At 66.8% G+C, this 15329-nt stretch carries 16 protein-coding genes; 1 reads left to right on the forward strand and 15 read right to left on the reverse strand.

All coding sequences use genetic code 11. The features are described 5' to 3' along the window. Positions 1-14 precede the first annotated feature (14 nt). The 8 genes from ACZ75I_RS14390 to rlmD form a co-directional block, all read right to left on the reverse strand. On the reverse strand, positions 15-1283 hold the full coding sequence (locus ACZ75I_RS14390) for an FAD-dependent oxidoreductase (RefSeq protein WP_134969075.1): 1269 nt from the start codon (positions 1281-1283) through the stop codon (positions 15-17). Positions 1284-1408: 125 nt separating this feature from the next. Next, a complete protein-coding gene (locus ACZ75I_RS14395) occupies positions 1409-1615 on the reverse strand; it encodes a cold-shock protein (protein ID WP_005410590.1) in 207 nt (68 codons plus the stop codon). Positions 1616-1703: 88 nt separating this feature from the next. After that, on the reverse strand, positions 1704-2450 hold the full coding sequence (locus tag ACZ75I_RS14400) for an S-methyl-5'-thioinosine phosphorylase (protein WP_180870510.1): 747 nt from the start codon (positions 2448-2450) through the stop codon (positions 1704-1706). 82 nt (positions 2451-2532) lie between these two features. Beyond that, on the reverse strand, positions 2533-3087 hold the full coding sequence (locus ACZ75I_RS14405) for a hypoxanthine-guanine phosphoribosyltransferase (protein WP_005418223.1): 555 nt from the start codon (positions 3085-3087) through the stop codon (positions 2533-2535). Next, on the reverse strand, positions 3087-4094 hold the full coding sequence (gene nagZ, locus ACZ75I_RS14410) for a beta-N-acetylhexosaminidase (RefSeq protein ID WP_061479808.1): 1008 nt from the start codon (positions 4092-4094) through the stop codon (positions 3087-3089). The genes ACZ75I_RS14405 and nagZ overlap by 1 nt, the downstream gene beginning before the upstream one ends. A 90-nt stretch (positions 4095-4184) precedes the next feature. Further along, positions 4185-4880, reverse strand: coding sequence for a DsbA family oxidoreductase (locus ACZ75I_RS14415; protein WP_134969074.1), 696 nt, complete (start codon positions 4878-4880; stop codon positions 4185-4187). A 113-nt stretch (positions 4881-4993) separates the two neighbouring features. Beyond that, on the reverse strand, positions 4994-5479 hold the full coding sequence (locus tag ACZ75I_RS14420) for a CYTH domain-containing protein (RefSeq protein WP_053500339.1): 486 nt from the start codon (positions 5477-5479) through the stop codon (positions 4994-4996). Positions 5480-5513: 34 nt separating this feature from the next. Beyond that, positions 5514-6848, reverse strand: a complete 1335-nt coding sequence (gene rlmD / locus ACZ75I_RS14425) for a 23S rRNA (uracil(1939)-C(5))-methyltransferase RlmD (RefSeq protein WP_134969073.1) — start codon at positions 6846-6848, stop codon at positions 5514-5516. Positions 6849-6975: 127 nt separating this feature from the next. Here rlmD and ACZ75I_RS14430 point away from each other — a divergent pair, with 127 nt between their 5' ends. Continuing rightward, the gene (locus tag ACZ75I_RS14430) at positions 6976-7704 is read left to right on the forward strand and encodes a response regulator (RefSeq protein ID WP_346477200.1); all 729 of its coding nucleotides are present in this window, start codon (positions 6976-6978) and stop codon (positions 7702-7704) included. A gap of 508 nt (positions 7705-8212) precedes the next feature. Here ACZ75I_RS14430 and recO read toward each other — a convergent pair. From recO to ACZ75I_RS14465, 7 genes are all read right to left on the reverse strand, one after another. Beyond that, positions 8213-8932 (reverse strand): DNA repair protein RecO, encoded by a 720-nt coding sequence (gene recO, locus ACZ75I_RS14435; RefSeq protein WP_049447075.1) that lies wholly within the window; start codon positions 8930-8932, stop codon positions 8213-8215. Positions 8933-8950: 18 nt separating this feature from the next. Continuing rightward, positions 8951-9847 carry a GTPase Era gene (gene era, locus ACZ75I_RS14440; protein ID WP_005410599.1) on the reverse strand — a complete coding sequence of 299 codons (897 nt, stop codon included), beginning with the start codon at positions 9845-9847 and terminating at the stop codon, positions 8951-8953. Next, entirely contained in the window at positions 9844-10524 is a 681-nt protein-coding gene (gene rnc / locus ACZ75I_RS14445) for a ribonuclease III (protein WP_061479811.1), read from the reverse strand. The genes era and rnc overlap by 4 nt, the downstream gene beginning before the upstream one ends. After that, complete coding sequence (locus ACZ75I_RS14450) at positions 10514-10897, reverse strand: DUF4845 domain-containing protein (protein WP_014038086.1); 384 nt, start codon at positions 10895-10897, stop codon at positions 10514-10516. Before ACZ75I_RS14450 ends, rnc begins: the two co-directional genes overlap by 11 nt. A 37-nt stretch (positions 10898-10934) precedes the next feature. After that, positions 10935-11729, reverse strand: coding sequence for a signal peptidase I (gene lepB / locus ACZ75I_RS14455; RefSeq protein ID WP_005418234.1), 795 nt, complete (start codon positions 11727-11729; stop codon positions 10935-10937). Positions 11730-11783: 54 nt separating this feature from the next. Beyond that, on the reverse strand, positions 11784-13577 hold the full coding sequence (gene lepA / locus ACZ75I_RS14460; RefSeq protein ID WP_005418237.1) for a translation elongation factor 4: 1794 nt from the start codon (positions 13575-13577) through the stop codon (positions 11784-11786). A 182-nt stretch (positions 13578-13759) separates the two neighbouring features. Further along, entirely contained in the window at positions 13760-15292 is a 1533-nt protein-coding gene (locus tag ACZ75I_RS14465; protein ID WP_061479812.1) for a DegQ family serine endoprotease, read from the reverse strand. Between the last annotated feature and the right edge of the window lie 37 nt (positions 15293-15329).

The following is a 15329-nucleotide window of genomic DNA, read 5'->3' on the forward strand; positions in this document are numbered from 1 at the left end:
CGTGACGACGCGTTTCACGCAGTGGCTGTGATCGCGTTGATGCGAGGCACCTGCGCCGCAGTGGCCAGCGCGTCGACGAAAGCCGGATCCAGCGCGAGCGAACCGAACCAGCCATGCTGGGTACCGCTGAGCACACGCAGCATGTGACCACGTCCACCCGGCAGGCGCCCCATCGGGCCGAGCAGCACGTCGCGCGCTTTGGCCCAGGCATCGCGATCGGACTGGAACAGCGGCGTCAGCCAACGGCTCCAGCGCTGGTAGACCGCAACGTGTGCCCTGCGCTGCGCCTGGTAGGCCTGCAATGCCGCGGCACCGCCACCATGCGCGCGCAAGGCATCGCGCAGCGCCAGCGCATCGAGCAGCGCCATGTTCACGCCCTGGCCCAGCTGTGGGCTCATCGCATGCGCGGCATCGCCGGCCAGCACCATGCGGCCGTGATGCCAGCGCGTCATCACCGCGTCGCGGTAGACGGCCCGTGCCAGTTGGCCGGCATCACGCAGATGCGCGAAGCGTGCACTGGCCTGCGGCCACAGCGCATGCAGTTCGTCCAGCCAGGGCGTCATGCCGTCGGCCTGCCAACGTTCGAAATCGGCGCGTGGCAGGCTCCAGAAAAAGCTCAGGCGCGGCGTGTCATCACCGGGCCGCGTACCGACCGGCAACAGCCCGATCATCTTGCGCGCGGCCACGTAGCGCTGCCGCAGCTCCTGCAGGTGTGGCCAGTCTTCGGCCGGCAACAGGCACCACAGCGCACCCCACGGATACACGCGATCCAGTCCGTTACCGTCTTTGATCGTGCCGCGCAGCGTCGAGGCCGCACCATCGGCGGCCACCACCAGGTCGAACGCACCGTGCAGGCGCCCTTCGCTGTCACGCAGGCGGCCGTGCTCGGCATCCACTGCGGCGATGCTGACGCCGGCATGCAGCTGGCCCGCACCTGCACGCGCATCATCCAGCAACGAGAACAGGGCGCCGCGCTGCATGCCAAGGCCGTGCAGGCGCGCGTCCAGGCCGGCGTAGCGCATGTCCATCACTGCGCGTTCGCACGGCGTATCGCCGTACAGGCGATGCACCGGCGCGGCATGCGCGCGCACGGCGTCAAGCAGGCCCATCTGCCACAGCACCTGCAGGCCGCTGGGCTGCAGCAGGAAACCGGCGCCAACCGGTCCCGGCGTGGGCACACGTTCGAAGATCTCCACCTCGTGGCCATCACGGGAGAGCAGGATGGACAATGCCTGTCCAGCGGTGCCGTAGCCGATCACGGCGATGCGCAGTCGTTCCTTCATGGGCGCATTGTGCCCGAGCGCAAATCCGGATGCCCAGCGGGGCCCCGCCCACGGCAGCGCAATTCTTGTCGCAGCGCAAAAAAAAACCCCGCCGGAGCGGGGTTTTCAACGCACTGTCGAGTGGATCACTCGGCCGGCGTGATGTTCGAAGCCTGGGCGCCCTTCGGGCCCTGGGTCACGTCATAGGTGACACGCTGGCCTTCCTGCAGGCTGCGGAAGCCCTTGGAGTTGATGGCGGAGAAGTGCGCGAACACGTCGGCGCTGCCATCCTCCGGCGAGATGAAGCCAAATCCCTTGGCGTCGTTGAACCACTTGACGGTACCGTTCGGCATGGTGATGCGAGACCTTATGCAATGAATGGGTGGTGTACGCTGAACCCGCGCACAAGCTGAGTATGCAAAGCTTGCTCGGGGAAGACAATCACCCCCGCGCCAATTCGCCCACCAGTTCCGGAAGTCCGTTGCTGGCCGCCTGCACATTGGCCAGCACTTCGGCCATCGTAATCTCCTCGCCATCACCGCAGCCGGCGGCCCAGTTGGCGATGATCGCCAGGCAGGCATAATCCAGCCCCAGCTCCCGCGCCAGTGCGGCTTCCGGCATGCCGGTCATGCCCACCAGATCGCAACCGTCGCCGCGCATGCGGGCGATTTCGGCGATCGTTTCCAGGCGCGGGCCCTGCGTTGCGCCATAGCAGCCACCGTCATGGACCGTGACACCGGTCACTTTGGCTGCCGCCAGGATCTTGCTGCGCAGCATCGGCGTGTACGGATGGCCGAAATCGACGTGGACCACGTCGGAGCCTTCTTCTTCACAGATCGTGCTGATGCGGCCCCAGGTGTAGTCGATGATCTGGTCCGGGCAGGCGAGCACGCGCGGACCGAAGTTCTCGGTGATGCCACCCACCGTGTTCAATGCCAGCACCCGCTGCGCGCCCAGCTGCTGCAGCGCAGCCAGGTTGGCTCGGTAGTTGATCTTGTGCGGCGGCAGCGAATGCCCCTCGCCATGCCGCGCCAGGAACGCCACGCGATGGCCGAGCAGCGTGCCCACGCGCACCGGACCGGACGGGCGGCCGAAGCGGGTGTCGACCTCGTGGGTCTGCACGTCGTCAAGCTTGGCCAGGTTGTAGACACCGGTACCGCCGATCACGGCCAGGGCGATCTGTTGCATTCGAAGCACTCCATGAAAAGACGAACGCCGGCACCCGAGGATGCCGGCGGCAGAAGAAGACGCGCCGCGGGCGGCTGCGCCGTTATTCCTTCATCGCGTAGATGGCCGGCACGCAGCGCAGGGTCTCGTTGACGTCCATGCCGAAGCCGAACACGTAGCGGTCCGGCAGCTCGATGCCCGCGTAATCGGCGGTCACGTCAGGCAGCGCACGGTCGTGCTTCTTCACGGTCATCGCAGCGATGCGCACATCGGTCGCGCCCTGTTCCAGGCACCAGGTGCGAACGCCCTGCAGGGTGTAGCCCTCGTCGAGGATGTCGTCGACCAGCAGCACGCGGCGGCCGAACAGCGAGGTGGCCGGCTTGTGCTTCCAGACCAGGTCACCGCCGGTGGTTTCGCCGCGGTAGCGGGTGGCATGCAGGTAATCGAACTGCACGTCCTGGCCGCGCGCGCCCAGTTCCAGCGCCAGCTGGCCGGCGAACGGCAGCGCACCATGCATGATCGACAGGAACAACGGCACCTCGCCCTTGTAATCGCGCGCGATGGCGTCGGCGATAGCAGCGATGGCCTTGTCGATGGTGGGGCGGTCGACCAGCAGGTCAGCCTGGGCCAGGGCCTGGGAAATGGTGAGGTTGGGCATCAGACGGTTCTTCCAAGGGTTTCAAGCAGACGGGATTGGGTGTCGCCATGGCGGGCATCGGCCAGCAGGCCGTCCCAGCCGAGTGCGCCGCGGCCGAGCAGGCCCAGCAGCGCAGCAGTATTGAGGGAGCGTCCCTGCACCGCATGCAGGGCTTCATCGACCAGTTCCGGATGGCAGACCAGCACCACGTCGCAGCCGGCGTCCAGGTGCGCGTGCACGCGTGCCGGCACGCCGCCGGCGCTGTGCGAGGCGGCCATGCCGATGTCATCGGAGAACACCACGCCGCGGAAGCCGAGTTCGCCGCGCAGGATGTCCTGGATCCAGCGTGGGGAATAGCCGGCGGGCTCCGGTGCCACCTGCGGATAGATCACGTGCGCCATCATCACCGCATCGGCACCGGCGGCGATGCCGGCCTGGAACGGCACCAGGTCCTGCGCGCGCAGTTCGTCCAGTGCGCGTGGATCGATCGCGGTATCCACGTGGGTGTCTTCCAGCACGGTGCCGTGGCCAGGGAAATGCTTGAGCGTGGCAGCCATGCCGACCGCGTGCATGCCGCGCACATAGGCTGCGGTGAACGCGGCCACGACCTGCGGGTCTTCACTGAAGGCGCGGTTGCCGATGGCGCGGTTGCCGCGGCCAAGGTCGACCACCGGGGCGAAGCTGAGATCCAGGCCGCTGGCGCGGACTTCACTGGCCATCAGCCAGGCATGCTGCTCGGCCAGCGCCAGGGCCTGCTGCGGGTCGGTGGCGTACAGGGCACCAATGTCCTGCAGCGGCGGAAGATCGCTGTAACCCTCGCGGAAGCGCTGTACGCGGCCGCCCTCCTGGTCCACGCAGATCAGCTGCGGGCGCGGGGCAGCGGCACGGATGGCCGCGCTCAGATCGGTCACCTGCTGGCGCGAGGCGAAGTTGCGCTTGAACAGCACCACTCCGGCCACGGCGTCGTGCTGCAGCCAGTCACGTTCCTGGGCGGTCAGTTCGGTGCCGGCAACGCCGATCAGCAGCATGGTCGATCTCCACAACGCGCGCCCGCATGGCGCAGTGCCGCATTGTCGCAGAACCGGCCGACAGGCGCAGTGGTCAGAAAAAGGGGACGGTCAGACCTTGCAGCCGTCCGGGCCGCAGGCCTCGTCGCCGTCAGCCGGGGTGGCCGGGGCGCCCTGTTCGGCCGCGATCTGCTGCAGGGCCTGGGCGAACGCCTCGGGTGGTTGGGCCCCGGAAATCGCCCACTTCCCATCGATGACGAAGGTCGGCACCGAAGAAATGCCCAGTGCATGGGCCTGCGCCAGCTTGGCTTCGACCTCGGCCAGCCCGCGGTCGGAGGCCAGCATCTGCGCGATTTCACCACCGTCCAAGCCGCCCGCCACGCCGGCCTTCACCAGCACTGCGGTATCGGCCAGGTTCTGGCCATGCTCGAAGTGGGCGCGGAACAGCGTTTCACCCACCGCATCCTGCACGCCATGCTGGCCGGCCAGCCACAACACCCGATGCGCCGGCAGTGTGGTCACCCGCACCTGGCCCTGGTTGAAATCCATCGGCAGCCCCTCCGCGCGTGCGGTGGTCTGGGTCTGGCCGAGGATCTGCTCGGTGCGCTCGACGCCCCCGAACTTGCGCGCATAGGCCTCGCGCAGCGGCACCGGGGTGTCGTCCGCATCCGGGTCCAGCTGGAACGGCTGCCAGTGGATATCGAGGTCAGGCGCATTGGCGCCCAGCAACTGCACGCCCTGCTGGAAACGATGCTTGCCAATCCAGCACCAGGGGCAGACCACGTCGGAGTAGATGTCGATTCTCATCCGAACGACATGGGGACCGCCTTCCTCGATAAAAGGGGACGGAGGGGATTAAGTCGCTTTCCGCACAGGCGGGGTAAAGCCGACTTAATCCCCTCCGTCCCCTTTTTGGGGGTTCACCACTGTGAATACGGGCGGCTGGCCAGGGCAACGTTGTAGTAGCGGGCGTCATCGGTCACTTCGGCGCCGACCCAGTCCGGCAGGTCGATGGCCTGGTCCGCGCTTTCCAGCTCGACTTCGGCCACCACCAGGCCGGCGTTGTCACCGAGGAACTCGTCCACTTCCCAGGTCAGGCCGGCGTGTTCGACCAGATGGCGGCGCTTGTCGATCAGGCCGCCGACACACAACGCCAGCAGTGCGCGCGCGTCCTCCACGGGGATCGGGTAGTCGAACTCCTGGCGGGTGTGGCCGAGGGTGCGCGACTTCAGGTTCAGCGCGGCGTGGTCGCCTTCGATGCGCACGCGCACCGAGGCGTTCTGGGTGCCGCGGTCGAGCGCGCCCATGTCGTTGATGTAGCCCTGCGCCATCGGGATCACCCGATGCGCGGCGGTGCGCCAGCCATCGCTGCTGACCAGGAATTTGCGTTCGATTTCGATGCCCATGGCGCAATTATGCGCCACGGGTGATGACAGCTGCTCAGCGCTTTTCGAATACCGCGATGCTTTCCACGTGCGCGGTGTGCGGGAACATGTCCATGGCACCGGCGCTGACCAGGGTGAAGCCCTGTTCGTTGACCAGATAGCCGGCATCGCGCGCCAGCGAGCCCGGGTGGCAGCTGACGTAGACGATACGCTTGAACTGCTTCAGCGGCAGCTGCTGCAGCACTTCGATCGCGCCCGAGCGCGGCGGATCCAGCAGCAGCTTGTCGAAGCCCTGGCGCATCCACGCCGTGCTGCGCTGGTCCTGGGTCAGGTCGGCGCTGAAGAACTGCGCGTTGGCCAGGCCGTTGCGCTCGGCGTTCTCACGCGCACGCGCCACCAGGCCTGCATCGCCTTCCACACCCACCACTTCACGCACACGGCGGGCCAGCGGCAGGGTGAAGTTGCCCAGGCCGCAGAACAGGTCCAGCACGCGCTCGTCCTTACCCGGCTGCAGCAGGTCCAGGGCGTGGGCGATCATCTTCTCGTTGAGCTTGGCGTTGACCTGGATGAAATCCAACGGGCGGAACGCCAGCTCGACATCCCACGGCGCCAGCCGGAACGACAGCGGCACGCCCTGCCCGTCCAGCGGCTGCACGGTGTCCACGCCGCCGGACTGCAGGTAGATCACGAACCCATGCTGCTGGCCGAAGGCAGCCCAGGCCGCGCGGTCCGCATCGCTGAGCGGTTGCAGGTGGCGCACGGTCAGCACCACCGCCTGGTCACCGGCGATGAACTCGATCTGCGGGATGTCGCGCTTGCCATCGAGCGTTTCAATGAAGGTGGACAGCGCCTCGACCTTGGTGCCGATTTCCGGAATCACCGTCAGGCATTGGCTGAGGTCGGCGACGAAACGCGGATCCTGTTCACGGAAGCCGACCAGGGTCTTGTCCTTCTTCTCGACCCGGCGCACCGAGAAGCGGCCCTTGCGGCGGTAACCCCAGCTCTCGCCGACCAGCGGCGGCAGCACGGTGCCCGGCTTCACATGGCCGATCCGCTCCAGGTTGTCCATCAGCACGCGCTGCTTGGCGACGATCTGCTGGGCCTCGTCCAGGTGCTGCAGTACGCAGCCGGCACAGGTGCCGAAATGGGGGCACTTGGGGGTCACCCGCTGCGGCGAGGCCTGCAGCACCTCCAGCGTGCGCGCCTCGTCGAAATGGCGGCTGCGGGCTGTCTGTTCGGCCATCACCACCTCACCGGGCAGGGCGCCGCTGACGAAGGTAACCTTGCCGCCCTCGCCTTCACGGCGGGCGACACCGCGACCATCATGGCTGAGGTCGAGGATCTCGGTCTGGAACGGGGTACGGTCGGTGCGGGAGCGGGATCGGGCCACGTGGCAACAGGCTGCGGGCAAAAATGGGGGCGTATTGTCGCAGATCCTGACCGATGGGGCCCGGACCCGCTTGCGCCCGTGGCCGCCGTGCTTGATGATTGGGACAGCTGACATGGAGGCAGCCCTGATGCAGATGACCCCGCGGGCCACACGGCCCCGCTTCCTGCTTGTCGAGGACGACATCATCAGCCGCGGTTTTTTCAAGGCGGCGTTGGAAACGTTACCGGCGGATGTGGATACCGCAGATTCGCTGGCCAGTGCCCTGGCCAGTGCCGAGCCCGGCTCGCATGACCTGTGGCTGATCGACGTCAACCTGCCGGACGGCAATGGCGCGCAGCTGTTGCGTGAGTTGCGCCGTTCACATCCCGACACGCCGGCACTGGCACATACCGCCGACGGCGATGCCTCCATTCACGCCCGCCTGCGCGAAGCTGGTTTCAGCGACACCCTGGTCAAGCCACTGGGCCGCGACCAGCTGCTGAAGGCCGTGCGCCGAGCGCTGGTCAACAGCCCGGCGGGGATCTTCGTGGCACAGGCCCCGGCCGCGGTCGAACTGGCCGTACAGGACTGGGACGAGACCGCAGCCCTGGCAGCGCTCAATGGCCAGCGCAACCACCTGATCGCACTGCGCGAACTGTTCCTGGCCGAGTTGCCGGGCGTGCGCGACGCGGTCGAGCAGGCGGTCGACCAGCACGACGAGCGCCAGTTGCGCAGCCAGCTGCACCGGTTGCAGGCTAGTTGTGGCTTCGTCGGCGCGGCACGGCTGGGGCGCGCGGTGCGGCAACTGCATCACGCGCCCGAGTCCGGGCAGGCCCAGGCGGGGTTCCGCGAAGCGGTGGCGGCCCTGCTGCATTGAGGGTTGCTCGGCAGGGCTGCGCCCTGCACCCGCAGAGGCTTCAAGCCAAGGCAACAGCAAAAGCTGGCATTCCGTGGGCTGGCGGGGCGGTGTCGGAGTGCGGGGACGCCGCAAGTACGTCCCTGTAGGCTTGGCAGCCGCATCCATGCGGCTGACACCCCGCCCTCCGATACCGCCCCACCTCTGACAGTTTTCCGCGATCGGGTAGATCCACGCCATGCGTGGATGAATCTCTGTCAGATATCGAAATCAATCTGGGGTCGGATCCGTTTTCCTGTGGAAAACGGATCCGACCCCATGCCATTCCGACAGCTCGCAAGAATCTGTCGAAGGCGGGGTGGGTCCGGTTGAGGGGGCGTGAGCCGCATGGATGCGGCGACCGAGCTTACATGGACGTACTTGCAGCGCCCCCCTCAACCGGACCCACCCCGCCTCCCCACGGATAGCCAGCTTCTGCCGTTGACGTTGACTCTGCAGGTGCAGGGCTGCAAGCCCTGCCGAACACCCCCTACCTGCGGGGCGCGAGCTGCTCGAGCATTTCCCAGGACTTCAGGCCGCGTGGCCCCAGGTGATGGGCCAGCACCCGCCGCATCGGCAGGCGCAGGCTGGCCAGATCGGCGGCATCCGGCTCTTCGTCAGCCGCCAGCGCCAACAGCGCCGACCCGGTGGCGGCTGCCCGGCGCTCCCCGCCGCGCTCGCTCAGCAGGCGCTGCGCACCCTCCTGCGGGTCCAGTTCGTAGCGTGCCGCCGGGTCGATCGGCTGGCCATCGCTGGCGCTGTCCAGCTCGAAACCCAGGCCCAGTGCAGACAGCAGCTCGCGTTCGAAACGGCGCAGGGTCCAGGCCAGGCCAGCGCCCACCGCCAGCCGCGCACGCGCCTCGCCGTAGGCGAGGTACAGCTCCGGCAGCGGGTCCTGGCGCGGGGCCAGGCGCAGGGTCAGCTCGCTCAGGTAGAAACCGGCGAGCATCGCCTGCCCGACCAGGCGTGGCGCGGCATCCAGCGCCTCGGCGCCACGCAGCTGGGCCAGTTCCCCCCGCTGCTGGGCACTGAAGCGGATCCACTGCAACGGCTGCAGGGCGGCGCGCAGCACCTGGCCCTTGGCAGTGGACACGCCACGCGCAAGCAGGCCGATACGGCCATGCTGCGCGCTCAACACTTCGACCAGCAGGCTGGTCTCGCGGTAGGCCCGTGCGTGCAGCACGAAGCCGGTGTCGTCCTCGATCATCATCGAAGCGACTACAACGCCTTACTCGTAACCGAAGGCCTTCAGCGCGGCCTCGTCGTCGGACCAGCCTTCACGCACGCGCACCCAGGTTTCCAGGAACACCTTGGCCCCGAACAGACGCTCCATCTGCAGGCGGGACTTGGCGCCGATCTCCTTCAGGCGAGCGCCGCCCTTGCCGATCACGATGGCCTTCTGGCCTTCACGCTCGACCCAGATCACCGCACCGATGCGCAGCAGGTTGCCGTCCTCGGTGAAGCGCTCGATCTCGACAGTGGTGGCGTACGGCAGTTCCTCGCCGAGCTGGCGCATCAGCTGCTCGCGCACCAGTTCACCGGCCAGGAAACGCTGGCTGCGGTCGGTGATCTCGTCCTCGCCGAACATTGGCGGGGCTTCCGGCAGCAGCTTCAGCACGTCGCGCACCAGCGCTTCCAGGCCGTTGCGCTTCTGCGCGGAGATCGGATGCACGGCGGCGAAGTCGCGACCCTCGGTCACCTGCTGCAGGAACGGCAGCAACGCGCCCTTTTCCTTCAGGCGATCGATCTTGTTGACCACCAGCACCACCGGGATGCCGGCGTCGCGCAGCACGTTGAACGCCAGGCTGTCCTCTTCATCCCAGCGACCGGCTTCGATCACCAGCAGGCCGGCATCGACGCCTTCCAGCGAGCCACGCGCGGCGCGATTCATCACCCGGTTCATCGCACGCTTCTGCACCTTGTGCAGGCCGGGGGTGTCGACCAGCACCAGCTGGCCTTCCGGATAGGTGGCGATGCCCAGCAGGCGATGGCGCGTGGTCTGCGGACGGTTGGAGACGATGCTGACCTTGGCGCCGACCAGGGCATTGGTCAGGGTCGACTTGCCCACGTTCGGGCGGCCGATGACGGCCACGCTGCCGCAATGATGGGGAGTTTGTTCGCTCACTTGGAATCCAGTTGTTCTAGGACGGCCGCAGCCGCCTGTTGTTCGGCAAGCCGCCGCGAGGCGCCTTCGCCCTCGGTGCTGGCGGCCGGGTCGGCTACGTTGCAGCGTACCCGGAAGTGCTTGGCGTGGTCGTCACCGGATTCTGACACCAGTTCATACTGCGGCAACGGCTTCTGTCGGGCCTGCAGCCATTCCTGCAGGCGGGTCTTGGGGTCCTTCTCGGGTCGGCCGGAGGCCGGCAGTGCCTCGATCGAAGCGCTGAACCAGGGCAGTACCACCGCCCGGCAGGCCTCGAAACCGGCGTCCAGGTAGATCGCAGCCACCACGGCTTCCACCGCGTCGGCCAGGATCGAATCACGACGGTGGCCACCGGACTTCATTTCGCCCGGGCCCAGGATCAGCCGCTCGCCCAGCTCCAGGCTACGTCCAATCACCGCCAGCGCGCCCTCACGCACCAGTTCGGCGCGGGCACGGGTCATCGCGCCCTCGTCAGCCTTGGGCCAGCGTCGGTACAACGCCTCGGCCGCCATCATGTTGACGATGCTGTCGCCCAGGAACTCCAGGCGCTCGTTGTGTGGCGCACCGGCGCTACGATGCGTCAGCGCCTGCTTGAGCAGCGCCGGGTCGCGGAAGGGATGACCGATCAGATCACCACGTTGGAAAGGTTTATTCGGCACCGCTTCGGGTCAGGTCCTGGGATGAATCGAATTTGCCAACCACGTCCAGGTTGCCGACCAGCGGACGGCGCACTTCGTAGTTGACCTTGAGGGTCCAGCCATTGTCGCGACGGTCGAACTTCACGTTGGCCGGCTTCACGTTTTCCGAGTAATTGATGTACAGGCGCTTGAAGAACAGATCCTGGATCCGGGCCGGCTCCATGCTGCCCACACCCGGCTCCTTGGCCAGGCTCTTCATCGCCGAGCGCACCGCGTAATACTCCTGGTACATCGGGAACAGCTTCATGCCGATGTAAAGGAAGAAACCCACCACGATCAGGACCGCCAGGAACGAGGTCAGGGTCATGCCACGCTGCGTGTTCATCGTCTTCATTGCGTTCTCCCCAGATACGCGTTGGATGTGAAGGTACTCAGTTGATGCTCGAGCCGATCCGCGACGGCTCGAAGCCATCCTTGCAGAACCAGCCCTGGCAGTTCAGCCAGATCAGGAAGGCCTTGCCGCGCAGGTTTTCTTCCGGCAGCAGGCCCCAGAAGCGGCCATCGTCGCTGTTGTCACGATTGTCGCCCATCACCAGGTACTTGCCGGCCGGTACAGTCCACTGGCCCTGGCCACGCGGATAGTCGGTCTCCAGCACGGTATGGGTACGGCCCGGCAGGTGCTCGACCAGCAGGTTGGCGCCCTCGCCCTGGCCCTTGTGGCCGGCATAGATGCCCTTGTTGTCGTACTTCAGCGGTTCGCCATTGAGGATCACGCCGTCGCCTTCGAAGACCACGGTGTCACCCGGCACGCCGATCACGCGCTTGATGAAGTTCTCGCCCTTGGCCGGGTCGTTGTCGCTGTGGCCGGGAAAGTGGAACACCACCACGTCGCCGCGCGACGGCTCGCCGAAGGGGACGATCTTGGTGTTGCTGATCGGCAGGCGCAGGCCGTAGGAAAACTTGTTGACCAGGATGAAATCGCCGATCAGCAGGTTCGGCATCATCGAGCTGGACGGGATCTTGTACGGCTCGGCGATGAAACTGCGCACGATCAGCACGATCGCCAGCACCGGGAAGAATGCACGCGAGTAGTCCACCAGCACCGGCTCGGTGTCGAGCAGGCCCGCGCGCTGGGCGCGGCGCTTGGCGAGGTACAGCTTGTCGGCGAGCAGGATCAGGCCCGAGGCCAGGGTCAGCACGACCAGGAGGATCTCAAACAGTTTCATTCAGGGTCCTTTGCAACGTCACCAGACGACCGGCCCCGCGAGGCCGGTGCGGGCTTACTTGTTGTCCATCTGCAGCACGGCCAGGAACGCTTCCTGCGGGATCTCCACGCGGCCGACCTGCTTCATGCGCTTCTTGCCTTCCTTCTGCTTTTCCAGAAGCTTCTTCTTGCGCGAGACGTCGCCACCATAGCACTTGGCCAGCACGTTCTTGCGCATCGCCTTGACCGTGGTGCGGGCGATGATCTGCGAGCCGACGGCGGCCTGGATGGCCACGTCGAACATCTGCCGGGGGATCAGGTCCTTCATCTTCTCGCACAGCTCGCGGCCACGGCGGTCGGCGTGGCTGCGGTGCACGATCAGCGACAGTGCGTCGACCTTGTCACCGTTGATCAGCACGTCGACGCGCACGAACGGGCCGGCGTCGAAGCGCACGAAGTGGTAGTCCAGCGAGGCATAGCCACGGCTGACCGACTTGAGCTTGTCGAAGAAGTCCAGCACCACCTCGGCCATCGGCAGCTCGTAGCTGATCTGCACCTGGCTGCCCAGGTAGTTGATGCCGATCTGGCTGCCGCGCTTTTCTTCGCACAGCTTGATGATGTTGCCGATGTATTCCTCGGGAGTGAGCACATTGGCGCGGATGATCGGCTCGCGGATCTCCTCGACCTGGTTCACCGGCGGCAGCTTGGCCGGGTTGTCCATGTTGATGACCGAGCCGTCGGTCTTCAGGACCTCATACACCACCGTCGGCGCGGTGCTGATCAGGTCCAGGTTGTATTCGCGTTCCAGGCGCTCCTGCACGATCTCCATGTGCAGCATGCCCAGGAAGCCACAGCGGAAGCCGAAGCCCATCGCTTCGGAGCTTTCAGGCTCGAAACGCAGCGCGGCATCGTTCAGGCGCAGCTTGTCCAGCGCTTCGCGCAGGTCCGGGTAGTCCTCGGCATCGACCGGGAACAGGCCGGCGAACACGCGCGGCTGCATTTCCTGGAAGCCCGGCAGCGGCTTCGGCGCCGGATCGCCGGCCAGGGTGAGGGTGTCGCCGACCGGCGCACCATGCACGTCCTTGATGCTGGCGGTGACCCAGCCCACTTCACCGGCACGCAGCGCCGGCAGCACCTTGCGCTTGGGAGTGAACACGCCGACGTTGTCGACCTGGTGGTTGCGGCCGGTCGACATCACCTGCAGCTTGTCACCGGCCTTGATCTCGCCCTGCATCACGCGCACCAGCGAGACCACGCCCAGGTAGTTGTCGAACCACGAGTCGATGATCAGCGCCTGCAGCTTGTCGGTGTCGCGCGGCACCGGCGGCGGGATGCGATGGACGATCGCCTCCAGCACGTCCTGCACGTTGAGGCCGGTCTTGGCACTGACCGGCACGGCGTCGGAAGCGTCGATGCCGATCACGGCCTCGATCTCGGCCTTGGCGCGCTCGATGTCGGCGGTGGGCAGGTCGATCTTGTTGATCACCGGCACCACTTCCAGGCCCTGCTCCACTGCGGTATAGCAGTTGGCTACCGACTGCGCTTCCACGCCCTGCGCCGCATCGACCACCAGCAGCGCGCCTTCGCAGGCGGCCAGCGAGCGGCTGACTTCATAGGAGAAGTCGACGTGGCCGGGGGTGTCGATGAAGTTCAGGTGATAGGTCTGCCCGTCCTTGGCCAGGTACGGCAGTGACACCGATTGCGCCTTGATCGTGATGCCACGCTCGCGCTCGATGGGATTGGAGTCGAGCACCTGCGCTTCCATCTCGCGGGCCTGCAGGCCACCACAGAGCTGGATGATGCGGTCGGCCAGCGTGGACTTGCCGTGGTCGACATGGGCGATGATGGAGAAGTTGCGGATGTTCCGCATCGAATCAGAAGACATAGGTGGCGGCGGCGCGCGGCGTCGTCAGGGTAACGGTCGATTATCGCATGCCCGGCGCCCGGCCGCGAAAACTGCCTCATCGGACCGGGGCCAGAACGGCCGAAGCCCCGCCGGGGCGGGGCTTCGGGGGCCGCGCCGGCGCCGCCGAAGCGGCCCCGGCAGGAGCCTTACTGGCCGGCCTTCACCGCCACGAAGGCGCTGTTGCCGTTGGCCGTGCGGACCAGCAGCATCACCACGTCGTCCTTCTTGAAGCTGGACAACGCCCGGTTCAGGGCATCCACGCTGCCGACCGCAGTGCGGCCGACCTGCAGGATCACCATGCCCGGCGACAGGCCGGCATCGCGTGCCGCCTGGCCCTTGACCCCGGTGATGCGCACGCCTTCATTGCCGTTGAGCCCCAACTGCTTGCGCTGGGCCGCGTTCAGGTCGCTGACGTCCAGCCCCAGCAGGGCGTTGGCACCGGTCTGCGGAGCCGCCTCGCCACCGCCAGCCGACGGCCCGCGGGCATTGGCCTGCCCGTCCTCGCTCAGTGCGGTCAGCGTGGCACTAAGCTCATGCGGCTTGCCGTCGCGGTAAACCACCAGGTTCACCTTGCTGCCCGGCGCCATCGCACCGATCAGCGGCGGCAGGTCGGACCAGCTGTTGACCGCGCTGCCGTTGACCGAGCGGATGACATCGCCCACCTGCACGCCGGCCTTGGCGGCCGCACTGCCAGCCACGATCTGGTTGACCAGCGCGCCGCGGCTGTCGGGCAGGCCCAGTCCCTGCGCCTTCAGCGAATCGATCGGTTCGACCACCGCGCCGAGCTGGCCGCGGGTGACCTTGCCGCTCTTCTTGATCTGCTCGACCGCGCTCATCGCCAGGTCGATCGGGATCGCGAAGCTGATGCCCATGTAGCCGCCGGAGGCCGAGAAGATCTGCGAGTTGATGCCGACCACTTCGCCGCGGGTGTTCAGCAGCGGCCCACCGGAATTGCCCTGGTTGATCGCCACGTCGGTCTGGATGAATGGCACGTAGCGCTGGTCCGGCCCCCCCGTACTGCGACCAACGGCGCTGACCACGCCGGCGGTAACGGAATGGTCGAGGCCGAACGGCGAGCCGATCGCGACAACCCATTGACCCGGCTTCAGGGTGTTGGAATCGCCCACGCGCACGGTTGGCAGGTTCTTGCCATCGATCTTGAGCAGGGCCACGTCGTACTGCTGGTCGCTGCCCACCACCTTGGCGGTGAACTCGCGGCTGTCGCCCAGCTTAACCTTCACCTCGCTGGCGTCGGCCACCACGTGGTAGTTGGTCAGTACGTAGCCATCGGGCGAGATGATGAAGCCCGATCCCATGCCACGCCCCTTGATGCTGGGACCGCCATCCTGCCCACCCGGCCCCTGCCCCGGCATCGGGAAGTCAGGGCCGAAGAAGCGGCGGAAGAACTCCGGCATGTCATCGTCGCCCATCGGGCCGCGCGAGGCCTGGCGGTTGTTGCGGACGATGGTGGTGTCGACGTTGACCACGCCCGGGCCGACCTGTTCGACCAGGTTGGTGAAGTCAGGCAAGCCACTGACCAGCGGTTGTGCAGGCGCCCGCGGCGCCGCGGCCGGCGCAGGCTGGGCCGGGGCGGCAGGCGCCGGCGCCTGCGCGCAGGCCACCAGGGGAAGGGTCAGGGCCAGCAGGCCAATGGCCTGCGTGCGAAGTCGGGGAGTCATCGGACGGCAACCTCCGGGTCGGATGGAAAGAGGAATA

It is taken from the genome of Stenotrophomonas sp. X (genome assembly GCF_055721025.1).